This window comes from Pseudomonas sp. MN1F (assembly GCF_009391885.1).
Classification (GTDB): Bacteria; Pseudomonadota; Gammaproteobacteria; order Pseudomonadales; family Pseudomonadaceae; genus Aquipseudomonas.
This window is the reverse complement of record NZ_VZII01000020.1, coordinates 26,127-41,172: the sequence shown is the minus strand read 5'-3', so window position 1 is coordinate 41,172 and position 15,046 is coordinate 26,127. Positions and strand designations below refer to the sequence as shown.

Genomic DNA, 15,046 nt, shown 5'->3' with positions numbered 1-15,046 from the left:
AAGGTCGTCGGTTCAAATCCGGCTCCCGCAACCAGATTCGAGAAAAGGCCACTGCTAACCCAGTGGCCTTTTTCTTTTGCCTGGAAATCAGCGCCTGAAGCAATTGAGCAACATTTTGGCGTTAACGCTTGACTTGAGCATCCAAGTCTATAGAATGCGCCCCTCTGACGCGGGATGGAGCAGCCTGGTAGCTCGTCGGGCTCATAACCCGAAGGTCGTCGGTTCAAATCCGGCTCCCGCAACCATATTCGTCAGAACAAACCCCGCCTGTTTAAAAGCAGCGCGGGGTTTGTTGCATTTCGTCGCCTGATAAATCCTTGTACTACACCCAAACCCGCTCGGTTGAGGTGTCGTCATGAGCATGAACTATCTTTAACACTGCCGGACGACTGAAAGTAACGTTGCCCGGAGTAATATCTGGATACGTTTACCAAAGGGACTTTCACTTGGCCGCAGCTCTTCCCCTCCTCGTGCAACTCGCTCGAGGCATTTTATGACATCGCACACCCCCGAACCCCAGGTGCCTCTTGCCTCGGCACTGCCAACTGCTGCCCAGCGCCTGCCTTGGCTTGAGCGAATGAGCCGTTACCGTCAGCCGATTGGTCTGGCCGTGACCTTGCTGCTGTTTGCCATGGCGCTGATCGCCTGTCGGCACCTGTTGAGCGAACTGGACATCTACGCCCTGCACGACGCCATGCTTGATGTACCGGCAAAGTCGTTGGTCGGCGCCCTGCTGGCGACGGTGGCAGGGTTCGTGATCCTGCTGGGCTATGAGTGGTCGGCCAGCCGTTACGCAGCCGTCAAGCTGCCTGCGCGATCCTTGGTGATGGGCGGTTTCAGCGCCTTTGCCATTGGCAACGCAATCGGCCTGTCGATGCTCTCCGGTGGCTCAGTGCGCTACCGCTTGTATGCACGTCAGGGCCTGGGCGCCGCCGAAGTTGCACGCATGACCGTGTTTGCCAGCCTGTCCCTGGGGTGCGCACTGCCCCCCCTGGCGGCGCTGGCCACCTTGAGCAACCTGCCGGCAGCGGCAACCGCCCTGCGCCTGCCTTCGACATTGCTGGCCGGCATCGCCATCGCCGTACTGGCCCTCACCGCCGTCCTGGTGATCGGGCTCTATCGCCGCCGCCTGCCAGAGCAACCTCTGGCCGACAACCTGCTGGTCCAGCTGGGCCGTCGCACCCTGCGCCTGCCCGGTGGCCGCCTGGCGGCCCTGCAGTTGCTGATCACCGCACTGGATGTGGCCGCTGCGGCCACCGTGCTTTACCTGCTGCTTCCGCAAGCGCCACCCTTCGGTGCCTTCGTGCTGGTTTACCTGCTGGCCCTGGCTGCTGGTGTGCTCAGCCATGTACCCGGCGGCGTAGGGGTGTTCGAAGCGATCCTGCTGGCCGCCTTCGCTGACCAGCTAGGCGCCGCGCCTCTGGCTGCCGCCCTGCTCCTGTACCGGCTGATCTACGTGGTGCTGCCACTGCTGCTGGCCTGCGTGCTGCTGCTGGCCAACGAAGCACGCCGCCTGTTGTTCGCCCAGCAAGCGATCAAGGCCGCCTCGGGCCTCGGCGCACCGATCCTGGCGATTCTGGTGTTCCTGTCGGGCGTGGTGCTGCTGTTCTCCGGCGCCACCCCGGAAATCGACACACGCCTGGAGCACATGGGCTTCCTCGTGCCACACCGGCTGATCGACGCCTCGCACTTCGGCGCCAGCCTGATTGGCGTGCTTTGCCTGCTGCTGGCCCAGGGCCTGCGCCGACGCCTGTCGGCCGCCTGGCTGCTGACCACGGTATTGCTGCTGGTCGGCGCACTGCTGTCGATCCTCAAAGGCTTCGACTGGGAAGAAGCCAGCCTGCTCACCCTGACTGCCGCACTCCTGGCCGTTTTCCGCCGTTCGTTCTACCGGCCGAGCCGGCTGCTCGAACTGCCGTTCTCACCGGTGTACCTGGTGGCCAGCGCCTGCGTGGTCGGCGCTTCGGTGTGGCTGCTGCTGTTTGCCTACCAGGACGTGCCCTATACCCACAAGCTGTGGTGGCAGTTCACCCTCGACGCCGACGCCCCCCGCGGTCTGCGTGCTGCCTTGGGCAGCGCGGTGCTGCTGGTGATTGTCGCTCTGACCTGGCTGCTGCGCACCGCCCGTCCGGTCATTCACCTGCCTGACGAGGTTGAGCTGCAACGCGCCAACCGCATCCTGCTGGCCTCCGACCAGCCCGACGGTGGCCTGGCATTGACCGGCGACAAGGCCTTGCTGTTCCACCCCAGCGACAATGCCTTCCTCATGTATGCCCGTCGTGGCCGCAGCCTGGTGGCGCTTTACGACCCGATCGGCCCGGCCCAGGAGCGCGCCGAGATGATCTGGCAGTTCCGTGACCTGTGCGATTTGCACCACGCCCGCCCGGTGTTCTACCAGGTGCGCGCGGAGAACCTGCCGTTCTACATGGACATCGGCCTGACTGCCCTGAAGCTGGGCGAGGAAGCGCGGGTCGACTTGCGCCGCTTCGACCTCGAAGCCAAGGGCAAGGAAATGAAAGACCTGCGCTACACCTGGAACCGTGGCGGTCGGGATGGCTTGAGCCTGGAGATCCACGAACCTGGCCAGGCTCCGCTGGCCGAGCTCAAAGAAATCTCCGACGCCTGGCTCGGCGGCAAGAACGTGCGCGAGAAAGGCTTCTCGCTGGGGCGTTTCAGCCCCGAGTACCTGCAGCACTTCCGTATCGCCCTGATTCGTTTCCAGGGCCGGCCGGTGGCCTTCGCCAACCTGCTGGAAACCCACAGCAACGAATTGGCCAGCCTCGACCTGATGCGCGCTCACCCCGAAGCGCCGAAGCTGACCATGGAATTCATGATGATCGGCTTGATCCTGCATTACAAAAGCCATGACTACGGCCGCTTCAGCCTGGGCATGGTTCCGCTTTCCGGCCTGCAGCCACGCCGCGGCGCCCCCTTGACCCAGCGCCTGGGCTCGATGGTGTTCCGGCGTGGTGAACAGCTCTACAACTTCCAGGGCCTGCGGCGCTTCAAGGACAAGTTCCAGCCGGACTGGGAACCTCGTTACATGGCCGTACCAGCCGGGCTCGACCCGCTGGTAGCACTGGCCGATACTGCCGCCCTGATTGCCGGCGGCCTGACTGGATTGGTGAAACGCTGATGATCCGACGCTATTGGCTGTACGTACTGATTCCCCTGCTGCTGGCCGCCCTGGCCGGCGCTGCGGGCTTTTGGCTGTGGGCCCGCCCTGCCCCCGAGGCGCGGCTGGAGCAACTGACCCTGAATGACACCAGCATCGTCCGTGTCACCCCGGGCGTGCATGCCAAGGCCCGGGTCGCCATCGGCGTGCCCCAGGACCAGGCCTTGACCGACAAGCAGCTGCTGGACCTGAGCCAGGCTGGCGAAGCGCAGCTGGTCCAGGTGATCCTGCCGCCGAACGACTGCACCAAGCAGCAACAGGCCATGGACCAGGCACTGACCCAGCTTTCCGACAAACCGACCCTGGTCGCCGGCATCGGCCCAGGTGCAGCCCAGGCATGGCGTTGGCTGGCCACCCAGAGTGACGACAAGGCCCGGGCCATCTCGGTCGACTTCACCCTGGAGCAACCAGGCTGCAAGGTCGAGCTGCCGAAGTCGGCCGCCCACGGCCACTGGAACGTCGCCTGGAACGACAACCCGGACGATGCCAGTGCCGCCTTCGTGCGCGACCAGGCCAACGCCGAGACCAGCATCAGCGACTATGACATCCACCTGCCACAGGTGCTCAAGGCCCAGCTGACCCAGGCCCTGGTCGGCCGCGACGGCAACGCCCTGGCCATTCCGGTGGTGGAAGTCCCGGCCGGGCAAACCACCGACACCGTCACCCTGTTCCTGTCCGGTGACGGCGGCTGGCGCGACCTGGACCGCGACGTAGCCGGTGAGATGGCCAAGCTGGGCTACCCAGTGGTCGGTATCGACACCCTGCGCTACTACTGGCAGCACAAGACCCCGGAACAAAGTGCCGCCGACCTGTCGGAACTGATGCAGCACTACCGTCAGAAGTGGGGCACCAAACGTTTCGTGCTGACCGGTTACTCGTTTGGCGCCGACGTGCTGCCGGCCATCTACAACCGCCTGCCGGCCGAAGACCAGCAGCGTATCGACGCGGTGGTGCTGCTGGCGTTCGCCCGTAGCGGCAGCTTCGAGATCGAAGTCGAGGGCTGGTTGGGCAAGGAAGGCCAGGAAGCGCCTACCGGGCCGGAAATGGCCAGGCTGCCGGCGTCCAAAGTGGTCTGCGTGTACGGTGTGGAAGAGACCGACGAGAGCGGTTGCACCGACAAGACTGCAGTGGGTGAGCGTATGAAGCTGCCAGGCGGCCATCACTTCGACGAGAACTACCCGGCGCTGGCCAAGCGCCTGATCGACGAGATCGAGACCCGTCAGGGCAAGTCCAGCGTGGCTTCACAAAACTGACAATGACCGGGGCCGCTTTGCGGCCCCAGTTACTCAGATCTCGACCTGGGTACCCAGCTCGATCACCCGGTTCAACGGCAGGTTGAAGAAGCGCAAGTTACCGTTGGCATTCTTCAGCAGGAACGCGAACAGGTTCCCCCGCCAGCGCGACATCCCTTCCAGACGCGACGCAATCACCGTTTCCCGGCTGAGGAAGTAGGTGGTGCGCATCGGGCTGAAGTCCAGCTCATCCAGGTGGCACAGCCTCAACGCCGCCGGCACGTCCGGCTCGTCCATGAAGCCAAAGTGCAGCAATACCCGGAAGAAGCCATCACCATAGGCCTCAACCTCGAAACGCTCTTGTTCCGGCACCCGTGGGCGGTCTTCGCTGACCACCGTCAGCAGCACCACCTGGCTGTGCAGCACCTGGTTATGCAGCATGTTGTGCAGCAGCGCATGGGGCACCGCATCAGCCCGTGCCGTCAGGAACACCGCCGTGCCTTCGACCCGATGCGGTGGCTGTACGCGGATGCTGCTGATGAACACCGGCAGCGGCAGCCCGCCCTCGTCAATGCGCTCGACCAGGATCTGCTTGCCGCGTTTCCAGGTACTCATCAGCAGGTACAGCACCAGGCCTGCGAGTACCGGGAAGGCGCCGCCCTGAACGATCTTCGGTACGTTGGCGGCGAAGTACAAGCCATCGACCAGCAGGAAACAGACCACCAGCGGCACCGCCAGCATCGGCGGCCACTTCCACAGCAGCAGCATCACCGCTGCCACCAGGATGGTGGTCATCAGCATGGTCCCCGTCACTGCCACGCCGTAGGCCGCTGCCAGCGCGCCGGACGACTCGAAGCCGATCACCAGCAGCACCACGCCGACCATCAACGTCCAGTTAACCGCGCCGATGTAGATCTGCCCCTGCTCGTCGCTGGACGTGTGCTGGATCTGCATGCGCGGGATATAGCCGAGCTGGATGGCCTGACGGGTCAGCGAGAAGGCCCCCGAGATCACCGCCTGCGAGGCAATCACTGTGGCCATCGTCGCCAGCCCGACCATCGGCAGCAAGGCCCAGCCCGGCGCCAGCAGGTAAAACGGGTTGCGCGCCGCGTCCGGGTTTTGCAGCAGCAGCGCGCCCTGGCCAAAATAGTTGATTACCAGCGCCGGCAGCACCAGGGCAAACCAGGCACGGGCTATCGGTTTGCGGCCAAAGTGGCCCATGTCGGCGTACAGGGCCTCGGCGCCGGTCAGTGCCAGCACCACCGCACCGAGTATGGCCACCCCCATGCCGGGGTGAACGACGAAGAAATTGACCGCCCAGGCCGGGTTGAATGCTTTGAGCACTTCCGGGCTCTGGCTGATGCCATGCACGCCCAGGACGGCCAGCGCCAGAAACCAGGTGACCATGATCGGGCCGAACAACTTGCCGATCTTCTCGGTGCCATGCTTCTGCACCACGAACAGCGCCACCAGCACCACCAGCGAGATGGGCACCACCCAGTGGTCGATACCCTCGAACGCCAGGCCCATACCCTCCACCGCCGACAGCACCGACACGGCCGGGGTGATCATGCTGTCGCCGTAGAACAGCGAGGCGCCGATCAGCCCACAGATGAGCATCAACGAACGCAACCGCGGGTACGCAGCCGTGGCCCTCAGGGCCAGGGCGGTGAGCGCCATGGTACCGCCCTCGCCCTGGTTGTCGGCGCGCAGGATGAACATCACGTATTTGAACGACACCACCCACAGCAGTGACCAGAGGATCAGCGAAAGAATCCCCAGTACGCCATCATGGTTGACCGGCACCCCGTAACCGCCGGTAAAGACTTCTTTCAGGGTATACAAAGGGCTGGTACCGATATCGCCATACACCACCCCGACCGCTGCCACGAGCAGCCCCAACGACCGTGTCGCACCCTGCTTACCCGCGTGCCCGCCTTCGGCGTGACTGCTTGCCTGAACCATCGAACACTCCCGCAGTTGGCCTTGAAGGCCGGTAGAATTCACGCCTGCGTCAGGGGCATGCATTAACCCCGACGCAATGGCGCGAAGCATAGCGCAGCGTTCGTCGCTTTTCTGCTGGTCACGCTCACGGTTCAGGCAAACATAGCTCGTATGCGTTAGAGATCCAGGGACTGCACCGCAATGCCCAGCGCTGCCGCAATCTTCTCCCGAGTGGCCTTGCGCGGCCGCTCGGCAGCTTCCTGCTGAGCATAGGCCGACTGAGAGATACCCAGGCGCTGGGCGACTTCAGCCTGGGTCAGGTCCAGGTGCCTGCGCCAGGCAGCTATGGCGGTCATGCCTTCCTTAACCATGTAGCCAACGACTTCGTTGGGCACCAGGTCGTGCTGGGAGCGGTTGGCAATGTAGTCGGCATACGGCAACACCACGAAGGCGGGGCGACCATCTGCGCCGTGGATGATCTGTACGTTAGTAGGTGTGCTCATCGCGTTTCCTGACCTCCTCGATGTTGACGATTCTCACGCTGCCATCCCAGTCAAAAAGGATGCGGTAATTGCCGACCCTCAGACGGTAGCCGAAAGGGTGATTGGCCAGTGCTTTGACACTCTGAACGTCTGGCATATGGGCCAGTGCCTGGGCGGCATCGTAGATCTTCGGCTGATCGAGCTTGTTGATTTTCCTGAGTTGCTTCACAGCTTTGCGTGACCAGTTGATCGTATTCATTTCCACGCCGCTATTATAAGAAAACTATAAGCCTTGAATAAGTTCAAGAGAAGGTTTTTCAGGCGAGGAAAAGAGTGACGAGTGGTCACACCGCATACAAGGGGAACCATTGCCGGGCCGTGTTTCCAGGTTTTGCCATGCACAGGCAGCTGCCGCTATCGGCATAGCGCAGCGTTCGTCGCTTTTCTGCTGGTCAAGCGACCGTGCGCTCGCTAGAATTGCGCACTTTTTGATCAGAGGCGCCAAAAGCGTCCGTCAAGATCGCCCCCGGCTGCGGCAGGGCGAACTGCATTCAATACCGAGGTTAGTCATGTCCACCACTCCCGCCACCCCCAAGGTTGGTTTCGTCAGCCTGGGTTGCCCCAAGGCCCTGGTCGATTCCGAGCGCATCCTGACCCAGCTGCGCATGGAAGGCTATGAAGTCGTGCCCACCTACGAGGATGCCGACGTAGTGGTGGTGAACACCTGCGGCTTCATCGACAGCGCCAAGGCCGAGTCGCTTGAAGTGATCGGTGAAGCGATCAAGGAAAACGGCAAGGTCATCGTCACCGGCTGCATGGGTGTCGACGAAGGCAACATCCGTGACGTGCACCCGAGCGTGCTGTCGGTAACCGGCCCGCAGCAGTACGAGCAGGTGGTCAACGCCGTGCACGAAGTGGTGCCGCCACGCCAGGATCATAACCCGCTGATCGACCTGGTGCCGCCGCAGGGTGTCAAGCTGACCCCGCGCCACTACGCCTACCTGAAGATTTCCGAAGGCTGCAACCACAGCTGCAGCTTCTGCATCATCCCGTCGATGCGCGGCAAGCTGGTCAGCCGCCCGGTCGGTGAAGTGCTGAGCGAGGCCGAGCGCCTGGTCAAGGCCGGCGTCAAGGAAATCCTGGTGATTTCCCAGGACACCAGCGCCTACGGTGTCGACGTCAAGTACAAGACCGACTTCTGGAACGGTCGCCCGGTCAAGACCCGCATGCTCGAACTGTGCGAAGCGCTGAGCAGCCTGGGTGCCTGGGTGCGCCTGCACTACGTCTACCCGTACCCGAACGTCGACGACGTGATCCCGTTGATGGCCGCCGGCAAGATCCTGCCTTACCTGGACATCCCGTTCCAGCACGCCAGCCCGAAAGTACTCAAGTCGATGAAGCGCCCAGCCTTCGAAGACCGTACCCTGGCACGGATCAAGAACTGGCGCGAGCAATGCCCTGAGCTGGTGATCCGCTCGACCTTCATCGTCGGCTTCCCCGGCGAGACCGAGGAAGACTTCCAGTACCTGCTGGACTGGCTCACCGAAGCCCAGCTCGACCGCGTCGGCTGCTTCCAGTACTCGCCAGTCGAAGGTGCCCCGGCCAATGACCTGGGCCTGGAAGAAGTACCGGATGACGTCAAGCAGGACCGCTGGGACCGCTTCATGGCGCACCAGCAGGCCATCAGCGCCGCTCGCCTGCAACTGCGCATCGGCAAGGAAATCGAAGTGCTGATCGACGAAGTCGAGGAGCAGGGTTCGGTTGGCCGCAGCTTCTTCGATGCTCCGGAAATCGACGGCAGTGTGTTCATCGACGGTAACCATGGCTTCAAGCCGGGCGACAAAGTGCGGTGCCGCGTGGTGGATGCCGACGAATACGACATGTGGGCCGAGCCCGTTTAAAGCAGCCTGCACATGAAAAAGCCCCTGCCCGGATATTCCCAACGAGGAAATACCCGGGCAGGGGCTTTTTTTGTCAGAAGGTGTGAAACACCATCAACCCACCTTCTGCATCAGGGCTGGCATCGGAGAAGCCCTTGACCGCATACAGTTGAATTTTCCATTCCCGGTTGAGCTTGTGGGTTAGAAACAGGGTCAGCTCCTGGATCTCTGACCCGGTAGAGACGACTTTTTGCCGCCAGTCGTATGAGGCGCCCGCCGAGGTGCCTTTGGCCACAGGAAAGGCAAAACCCAGGCTGGTAAAGATCGGGTCACGGAAATCGCTGTCGGGCGGGTCGCCATACTTCTTCCAACCCAGGGTTGCGAAACCGGTCACCGGGCCGAATGCCTGGGCGATATCGACCTGGCCGGTATAGTCATACTCGCCCGTGCCCAGGCACTGCTTTTCATCGGCAGTGGGAAATTTGACCTTGCCGATGAGGTCCAGCATCAGGCCACCGTCACTGCCATCGAGCAGTGCGTACGCGGCGCTGGCAACCGTGTCGCCCAGCCCGCTCTCCACCGCATGGCATCCACCGGGCAAAGGGTCGCCATTCGGGCCTACTTCAGGGTTGGTGATGCGCAGCCAGGGCACAGTGACTTTGTAAGTCATGGGGCCGGTTTCATACTTGCCAACCACGGGAACGTACCAGATCTCCGAGGTGGTACCCGTGCCATAGTCGCCACTCGAATAGTCCATGCCGATGGAGCCGCTGAAGGTATCGGCGAGGACAGACGCACTGGTACAGGACAACAAACAGGCGAAAAGAGGGAGCGTGGGTCTCATCTGCACCTCAGTATTGCGTCGGGAAGTGTGATCGGACTAACCCAGCCTAGTTGCCTAATGCCCGGACCGCTCCGGATGCTCCACTTTTTCGACCTTCTCTACAGTTTCAGGCCTTTCGACCTTTTCAACCTTTTCGACTCTTTCTACCGCTTCAGGCTTTTCGACGCGTTCGACCTTTTCTACCTTTTCCACTTTCTCGACTTTTTCAGGCTTCTCGACCTTCTCGACTTTTTCCACCTTTTCGACTTTTTCAGGCCTTTCGACCTTCTCGACTTTCTCCACCTTCTCGACTTTCTCGGGCTTTTCGACTTTTTCTACTTTCTCGACCTTTTCCACCTTCTCAACTTTCTCGACTTTTTCTACCTCGACCTTTTCCACCCGATCAGAGCTACCACTATTGCTGGTCTCGCGCTGCTCCACGGTATCGACATGTCCCGACTTACCAGACCTGTCCTCACTTGCCACGCTGTCATGGTCACTGGAACCGCCAGCCGAACTCCGTCCACTGTGATCATCACTGCTTTCGCTGCGGGTGCTGGCGGTACCGCGCTCACCCTGGCCGCTGTTGCTCGAGCTGCCCGAGCTACTTGTACCGTGCTCGCTGTTACGCCCGGAATGCCCTCTGTCCGAACGCTCTGCGCGATCGTCATTGAACTCGACGCGGGATGCCCGTAGCTCGTGCGTAGCACTGAATACCCCGCTTACCCGCACCCGTTGGTCGAGTGCGATGGCTGCAGGCTGCTTGCCGACGACCACGGTATCCTGCCCCAGCGTCACGTTGATGCCGCCGACCACCAACTGGCGCGCCTGCGTCCGCTGCACCAGCCCTTCGATCACCACTGTCTGCACCCGCCCAGCAAACGGCAGGCTCGGGTCAGGGCGGGTTTGCGCCACTTCCAGCTGGCTGCCGGTCCATTGCCCGCGCACCAGCATTTCCCGCGCCGGTGCCACACGAGTGCCCAGCTTCAGCCCTTGCAGGCTGCCAGGGCGATCAACAGCACCAATGGCACTCGCCTCCCTGAGGCCCGGCGCCCGCTCGATACGGCTAGCCACGACTTCACCTGCAGCATCACGCATGCCGCTGACCCTGACCGGTTCGCCCGGCCGCAGCCCTTCAGCCACACGCGCCCCGGCGGCAAGGCGTACGGGCTGCCCCATGACCCGCAGTGGCCCCGAAGCATTCGGCAGTGCCGTCAGCGGCCCCTCGTAAACGTTGAGGATCGCGATACGTCCGGCTTGCAGGCCGCGCTGTGTACCATAGGCTTCCACCGCGACAACCTGGCCGATCGCCAGATGTGCGCTGCTGGAGGCTGCACCGTTTTCACTTACAGGGACATCCTTGCCGTAGTGCACTTCCTGGCCGTTGACGCAGATCGAAGCGAACCCGGTGATGGTGCCGACGATCCCGGTGCCACCAGTCCCGCCCGGCCGTTGGATCGGGGCGCCGCTACCGCCCACGCCACCATGGCCGCGATCGATGAAAGTACCGTCTACACCCTCCGCCACCGCGCCAGTACCACCAGTGCCACCGGGGCGCTGCTGGATTGGCGCTCCCGTGCCGCCAACGCCGCCTGTTCTGGCGCCGGTACCCCCGACGCCCCCAGGGAACTGCATGCCCGCTGCCCCGGCCATGCCCACTTCATCACGGCTGACACAAACCGGCGCTGCGAACACCTCGACAGGCGCCACCAGGTTCAGCCCGAAACCCAGGGCGAGTGCGACGAGACTGAGGCAGCGCGCGAGGGGGCTCATGAGTCGGCTGTCTTCGACGAATCGGGGTCGGTGGCTTCAGTGTAGAAATAAAGCCCGACGGTGATGCGCTGGCGTTGCTCGTGGCTTGGCACGTCGGTGTTTTCCAGCTCAGCGGCCAGCCGGCTGAAGGCCAGCAGGGTTTGCATGCCATCCTTGGTCACCGCTTCGCGCAGCGTGTCGACGCTGGCCGTGGTCAGGGCATCGTAGTGCACGCTGCGCTCGAAAAACGGCAGGCCGTCACCGCTGAGGTTGTGCACCGCTGCGCAGGCGTGATCATGCAGGTTATGGCCAAAATACGCGGCTTTCTCTTCGAAACCCTTCTGCGGTATGAATGCCTGGGCCTCGAGGTGGACGCAATCCTGATCATCGAGGCGGACGATGCCCAGCCGCAGCCACTCATCCAGCACCACCCGCCCGCGGATGTCCGTGCTGACATTCGCCACCAGAGCATCGAACGAGCAATCGCCGCCAACACTGGCTAGCCGTGGCAGCGCCAACGCCTGGCCGGCCCCGGAGCAGAATGGCGGGCGACTGGTCCATACATTCACCAGTTGCGCACCTAAAGTGATGTTTTCCGGCAGCGCCGCAGTCGATGCCTCACTTTCACTTCGCAGCCGCCGCACATCCTTGCGATGCACACCCGTGAGCAGGCTGATGCGGCTGTCCGTCGGCACCTTGCCGTCCAGGCGAAACTCGCGATGGGCCACATCGACGAACACTTCCTTGAGAACGTCGGTGAACATCGTGTAGGTCACCCCTTTGCGCAGCATCAGGCGCACCAGAGGGCGCATGACCCTGCGCAATGCACTCAACATGGACGGGGCGATAGAGGGCGATTGCATGGAGCGCATTCCTTGACAGTTGAACCCAGTATACGACGCGGGAAAACATCCCACACGAACTGTAACCACTTCCCACCGAGAATGAGAAAAAGCTGTCAGCGCTCACTGCAAACGCGTGATAGGGCTGGATTGCCCGAGGCCCGCTCATACAAAACCCGTCCCCTGGGTCTTGTATGGGCTGTTCACTGCCGATCAGCTCCTGCTGCTGTCATCCCCGACTTCGCCGGCGGCATGAGCACCGCGGTCATCACCCTGTTCGCGACCCACATGGTTGCCATTATCGTCACCAGGTTCACCACCAACGTGATTGCCATGATCGTCGCCAGGTTCACCGCCAACATGATTGCCATGATCATCACCGGGCTCACCGCCAACATGATTGCCATGATCGTCACCGGGTTCGCCGCCAACGTGATTACCATGATCGTCACCGGGCTCACCGCCAACGTGATTGCCATGGTCATCACCCCTTTCAGCATGGCTGCTGCTGCGTCCGGAGCTTGAGTTGCCGTCGTGACCCTGACCTGCTTCACCATGGCCGCTGCCACTGTTGCCGGCGTGACCGCCACCGTTGCCACTACCACCGTGACCGCCACCGCTGCCGCTGCCACCGCCGTGACCACCTCCACCGCCGCCGCCGCCGTGCCCACCACCACCGCCGCTTCCGCCACCGCCTCCGCCGCCGTGACCACCGCCACCGCCGCCACCTCCACTCCCGCCGCCGCCACCGTGACCACCTCCGCCGCCACCACCGCCATGACCACCACCGCCACCGCCACCATCCTTGGCGTAGGCGCTGGAGCCATGAGAAATCGAGTCAGGAACCAATACGATGGCCGTCGACAGCACGCCTGCAACGGCAACCGCCAGTAGAGCCCTTTTGAACAGCATGTGGATTTGCATTTTCCGTCTCCAGGTCTTCGCCATGAGAACGCCAAATCAAGCCGGGAATCTGTTGTCAGTTTTACTTTTTTTTACGTGGGAATTTTTCCCACGCTTAATTAATAGACCTCTACGAACCGGGCTTCAAGCGGCGCACACAAAAGCCGACCAGTGGTGGGCCTGCTATGTTTTCCCTATCGTCTTGGAGGAACACCGGCATGCATTCGGTTCTGACCTTGCAAACCCCGCGCTACAGCGACTACGGCGAGCTGATGCAGCTTTGGGAAGACTCGGTGCGCGCAACCCATGACTTCCTGCCCGATGCCTACATCCTGTTGTTGCGCGAGCAAGTGCTGCGCCGCTACCTCGACGCCGTGATGCTGGTCTGCTGCAGGGATCGTCAACGCATCTGCGGCTTTGCCGGTGTCGCCAACGGCTACGTGCACATGCTGTTCGTCGCACCGGAGTACCGTGGCAAGGGGGTTGGCAAGCGCCTGCTGCATTATGCGATCGACGAATTGAATGCCGAACGCCTGGACGTCAACGAACAGAACCCGCAAGCCCTGGGCTTCTACTTGCACGAAGGCTTCGAAGTGGTCGGCCGCTCAGAAACGGATGGCTTGGGGCAGCCCTATCCCCTGCTGCACATGAGGCTGATTCCTACAGCGTCCTAGGGCGGCGTCCGAATATGCCGTGGTCTGCGTCCAAAATGGCGCATCTGAAACAGATTCCCATCATCAACCGCGTACAGGCAGGTACAATGTAGGTCTTTCCCTGCCTTGCGAATTGCCCCATGTCCGAACCCGTCCGCCTGTCCAAACGCCTCATCGAGCAGCTTGGTTGCTCCCGCCGCGATGCCGAGCAGTACATCGAAGGAGGCTGGGTCACGGTCGATGGCGTGGTGGTCGAGCAGCCCCAGTTCAAGGTCGACAGCCAGCGCGTCGAACTGCTGCCGGGGGCACGCGCCGAGGCATTGGAGCCGGTCACCCTGCTGATGCATCAAGCGGCCGGCGTCGACAGTGAAACCGCCCGTGCCAGCATCAACATGGGCAACCTCAGCGAGGCCCACCGCGAAGGCGTACGGCCGTTGCACGGGCATTTTTCCCGGCTGTCCTGCCTGGCACCGCTGGAACGTGGCGCCAGCGGCCTGCAAGTGTTCACCCAGGACTGGCGGGTCACCCGCAAGATCGACGCCGACCTGCGCCGCATGGAGCAGGAATACATCATCGAAGTGCGCGGCGAAACCACACCCCAGGCCCTTGAGCGCCTGGCGCGCGGTGCCACGCGCAATGACCGGGAATTGCCCAAGGCCAAGGCCAGCTGGCAGAACGAGACCCACCTGCGCCTGGTCGTGAAAAACCCGCAACCCGGGCAGATCAGCGAGCTATGCGCCTACCTGCGCCTGGAGGTGCTGGGCATGCGCCGCATTCGCCTGGGGGGTGTATCGATGGGCAAGCTGCCCATTGGGCAATGGCGTTACCTGGCAGCCACCGAACGTTTCTAAGCAATGCGCCACGCCCCAGCGTGGCTACTGAACAGGATTTTGCAGCAATGAACCACAACGATGTCCTGCGCAGCCTGCGCTACCTGCTCAAGGTGAACGACGCCAAGATGGCCGAAATCATCGCGCTGTCCGGCCTCGAAGTTAATCCAATCGTGCTCGCCACCTACTTGAAGAAGGAAGACGAAGCCGGCTTCGTGCGTTGCCCCGAGCGGGTCATGGCGCACTTCCTTGACGGCCTGGTGATCCACCGCCGGGGCAAGGACGACAGCCGCCCACCGCAGCCCGTCGAACTGCCGGTGACCAACAACACCATCCTGAAAAAGCTGCGGGTAGCCTTCGAACTCAAGGAGGAAGACCTGCACGCCATTCTCAAGGCCGTCAATTTCCCGGTGTCCAAACCTGAGCTCAGCGCGCTGTTCCGCAAGGTCGGGCATGACAACTATCGCCCGTGCGGCGACCAGCTGCTGCGCAACTTCCTCAAGGGCCTGACCTTGCGCGTGCGCGGCTGA

13 protein-coding genes and 1 tRNA gene are annotated in these 15,046 nt (G+C 62.4%); 7 read left to right on the top strand and 7 right to left on the bottom strand.

Annotated features, from left to right (window positions below; genetic code table 11):
* Positions 1 to 168 precede the first annotated feature (168 nt).
* From F6X59_RS12055 to F6X59_RS12045, 3 genes are all read left to right on the top strand, one after another.
* Positions 169 to 245, top strand: a tRNA-Met gene (locus F6X59_RS12055).
* Between the two features lie 332 nt (positions 246 to 577).
* The gene (gene mprF, locus F6X59_RS12050; protein WP_372240367.1) at positions 578 to 3,136 is read left to right on the top strand and encodes a bifunctional lysylphosphatidylglycerol flippase/synthetase MprF; all 2,559 of its coding nucleotides are present in this window, start codon (positions 578 to 580) and stop codon (positions 3,134 to 3,136) included.
* On the top strand, positions 3,136 to 4,428 hold the full coding sequence (locus tag F6X59_RS12045; protein WP_152956438.1) for a virulence factor family protein: 1,293 nt from the start codon (positions 3,136 to 3,138) through the stop codon (positions 4,426 to 4,428). Before mprF ends, F6X59_RS12045 begins: the two co-directional genes overlap by 1 nt.
* 33 nt (positions 4,429 to 4,461) lie before the next feature.
* Here the strand turns inward: F6X59_RS12045 and F6X59_RS12040 are convergent, their stop codons facing one another.
* The 3 genes from F6X59_RS12040 to F6X59_RS12030 all read right to left on the bottom strand — a co-directional run bounded on the left by F6X59_RS12040 (position 4,462) and on the right by F6X59_RS12030 (position 7,092).
* Entirely contained in the window at positions 4,462 to 6,372 is a 1,911-nt protein-coding gene (locus F6X59_RS12040) for a potassium transporter Kup (protein ID WP_152956437.1), read from the bottom strand.
* 155 nt (positions 6,373 to 6,527) lie between these two features.
* Entirely contained in the window at positions 6,528 to 6,854 is a 327-nt protein-coding gene (locus F6X59_RS12035) for a helix-turn-helix transcriptional regulator (protein ID WP_152956436.1), read from the bottom strand.
* On the bottom strand, positions 6,838 to 7,092 hold the full coding sequence (locus tag F6X59_RS12030; protein WP_152956435.1) for a type II toxin-antitoxin system RelE/ParE family toxin: 255 nt from the start codon (positions 7,090 to 7,092) through the stop codon (positions 6,838 to 6,840). Before F6X59_RS12030 ends, F6X59_RS12035 begins: the two co-directional genes overlap by 17 nt.
* 310 nt (positions 7,093 to 7,402) lie before the next feature.
* On the opposite strand from F6X59_RS12030, the gene rimO reads away from it, so the two are divergent.
* Complete coding sequence (gene rimO / locus F6X59_RS12025; RefSeq protein WP_152956434.1) at positions 7,403 to 8,734, top strand: 30S ribosomal protein S12 methylthiotransferase RimO; 1,332 nt, start codon at positions 7,403 to 7,405, stop codon at positions 8,732 to 8,734.
* Positions 8,735 to 8,807: 73 nt separating this feature from the next.
* Here the strand turns inward: rimO and F6X59_RS12020 are convergent, their stop codons facing one another.
* From F6X59_RS12020 to F6X59_RS28835, 4 genes are all read right to left on the bottom strand, one after another.
* On the bottom strand, positions 8,808 to 9,557 hold the full coding sequence (locus F6X59_RS12020) for a hypothetical protein (protein ID WP_152956444.1): 750 nt from the start codon (positions 9,555 to 9,557) through the stop codon (positions 8,808 to 8,810).
* A 54-nt stretch (positions 9,558 to 9,611) separates the two neighbouring features.
* Positions 9,612 to 11,309 (bottom strand): DUF5666 domain-containing protein, encoded by a 1,698-nt coding sequence (locus F6X59_RS12015; protein WP_152956433.1) that lies wholly within the window; start codon positions 11,307 to 11,309, stop codon positions 9,612 to 9,614.
* Positions 11,306 to 12,151 carry a DUF6502 family protein gene (locus F6X59_RS12010; RefSeq protein ID WP_152956432.1) on the bottom strand — a complete coding sequence of 282 codons (846 nt, stop codon included), beginning with the start codon at positions 12,149 to 12,151 and terminating at the stop codon, positions 11,306 to 11,308. Before F6X59_RS12010 ends, F6X59_RS12015 begins: the two co-directional genes overlap by 4 nt.
* 192 nt (positions 12,152 to 12,343) lie before the next feature.
* Complete coding sequence (locus F6X59_RS28835; protein WP_372240366.1) at positions 12,344 to 13,054, bottom strand: hypothetical protein; 711 nt, start codon at positions 13,052 to 13,054, stop codon at positions 12,344 to 12,346.
* 197 nt (positions 13,055 to 13,251) lie between these two features.
* On the opposite strand from F6X59_RS28835, the gene F6X59_RS12000 reads away from it, so the two are divergent.
* The 3 genes from F6X59_RS12000 to F6X59_RS11990 all read left to right on the top strand — a co-directional run bounded on the left by F6X59_RS12000 (position 13,252) and on the right by F6X59_RS11990 (position 15,046).
* Positions 13,252 to 13,707 (top strand): GNAT family N-acetyltransferase, encoded by a 456-nt coding sequence (locus tag F6X59_RS12000; protein ID WP_152956430.1) that lies wholly within the window; start codon positions 13,252 to 13,254, stop codon positions 13,705 to 13,707.
* A 119-nt stretch (positions 13,708 to 13,826) separates the two neighbouring features.
* The gene (locus tag F6X59_RS11995; RefSeq protein ID WP_152956429.1) at positions 13,827 to 14,537 is read left to right on the top strand and encodes an rRNA pseudouridine synthase; all 711 of its coding nucleotides are present in this window, start codon (positions 13,827 to 13,829) and stop codon (positions 14,535 to 14,537) included.
* Positions 14,538 to 14,584: 47 nt separating this feature from the next.
* On the top strand, positions 14,585 to 15,046 hold the full coding sequence (locus F6X59_RS11990) for a DUF1456 family protein (protein WP_152956428.1): 462 nt from the start codon (positions 14,585 to 14,587) through the stop codon (positions 15,044 to 15,046).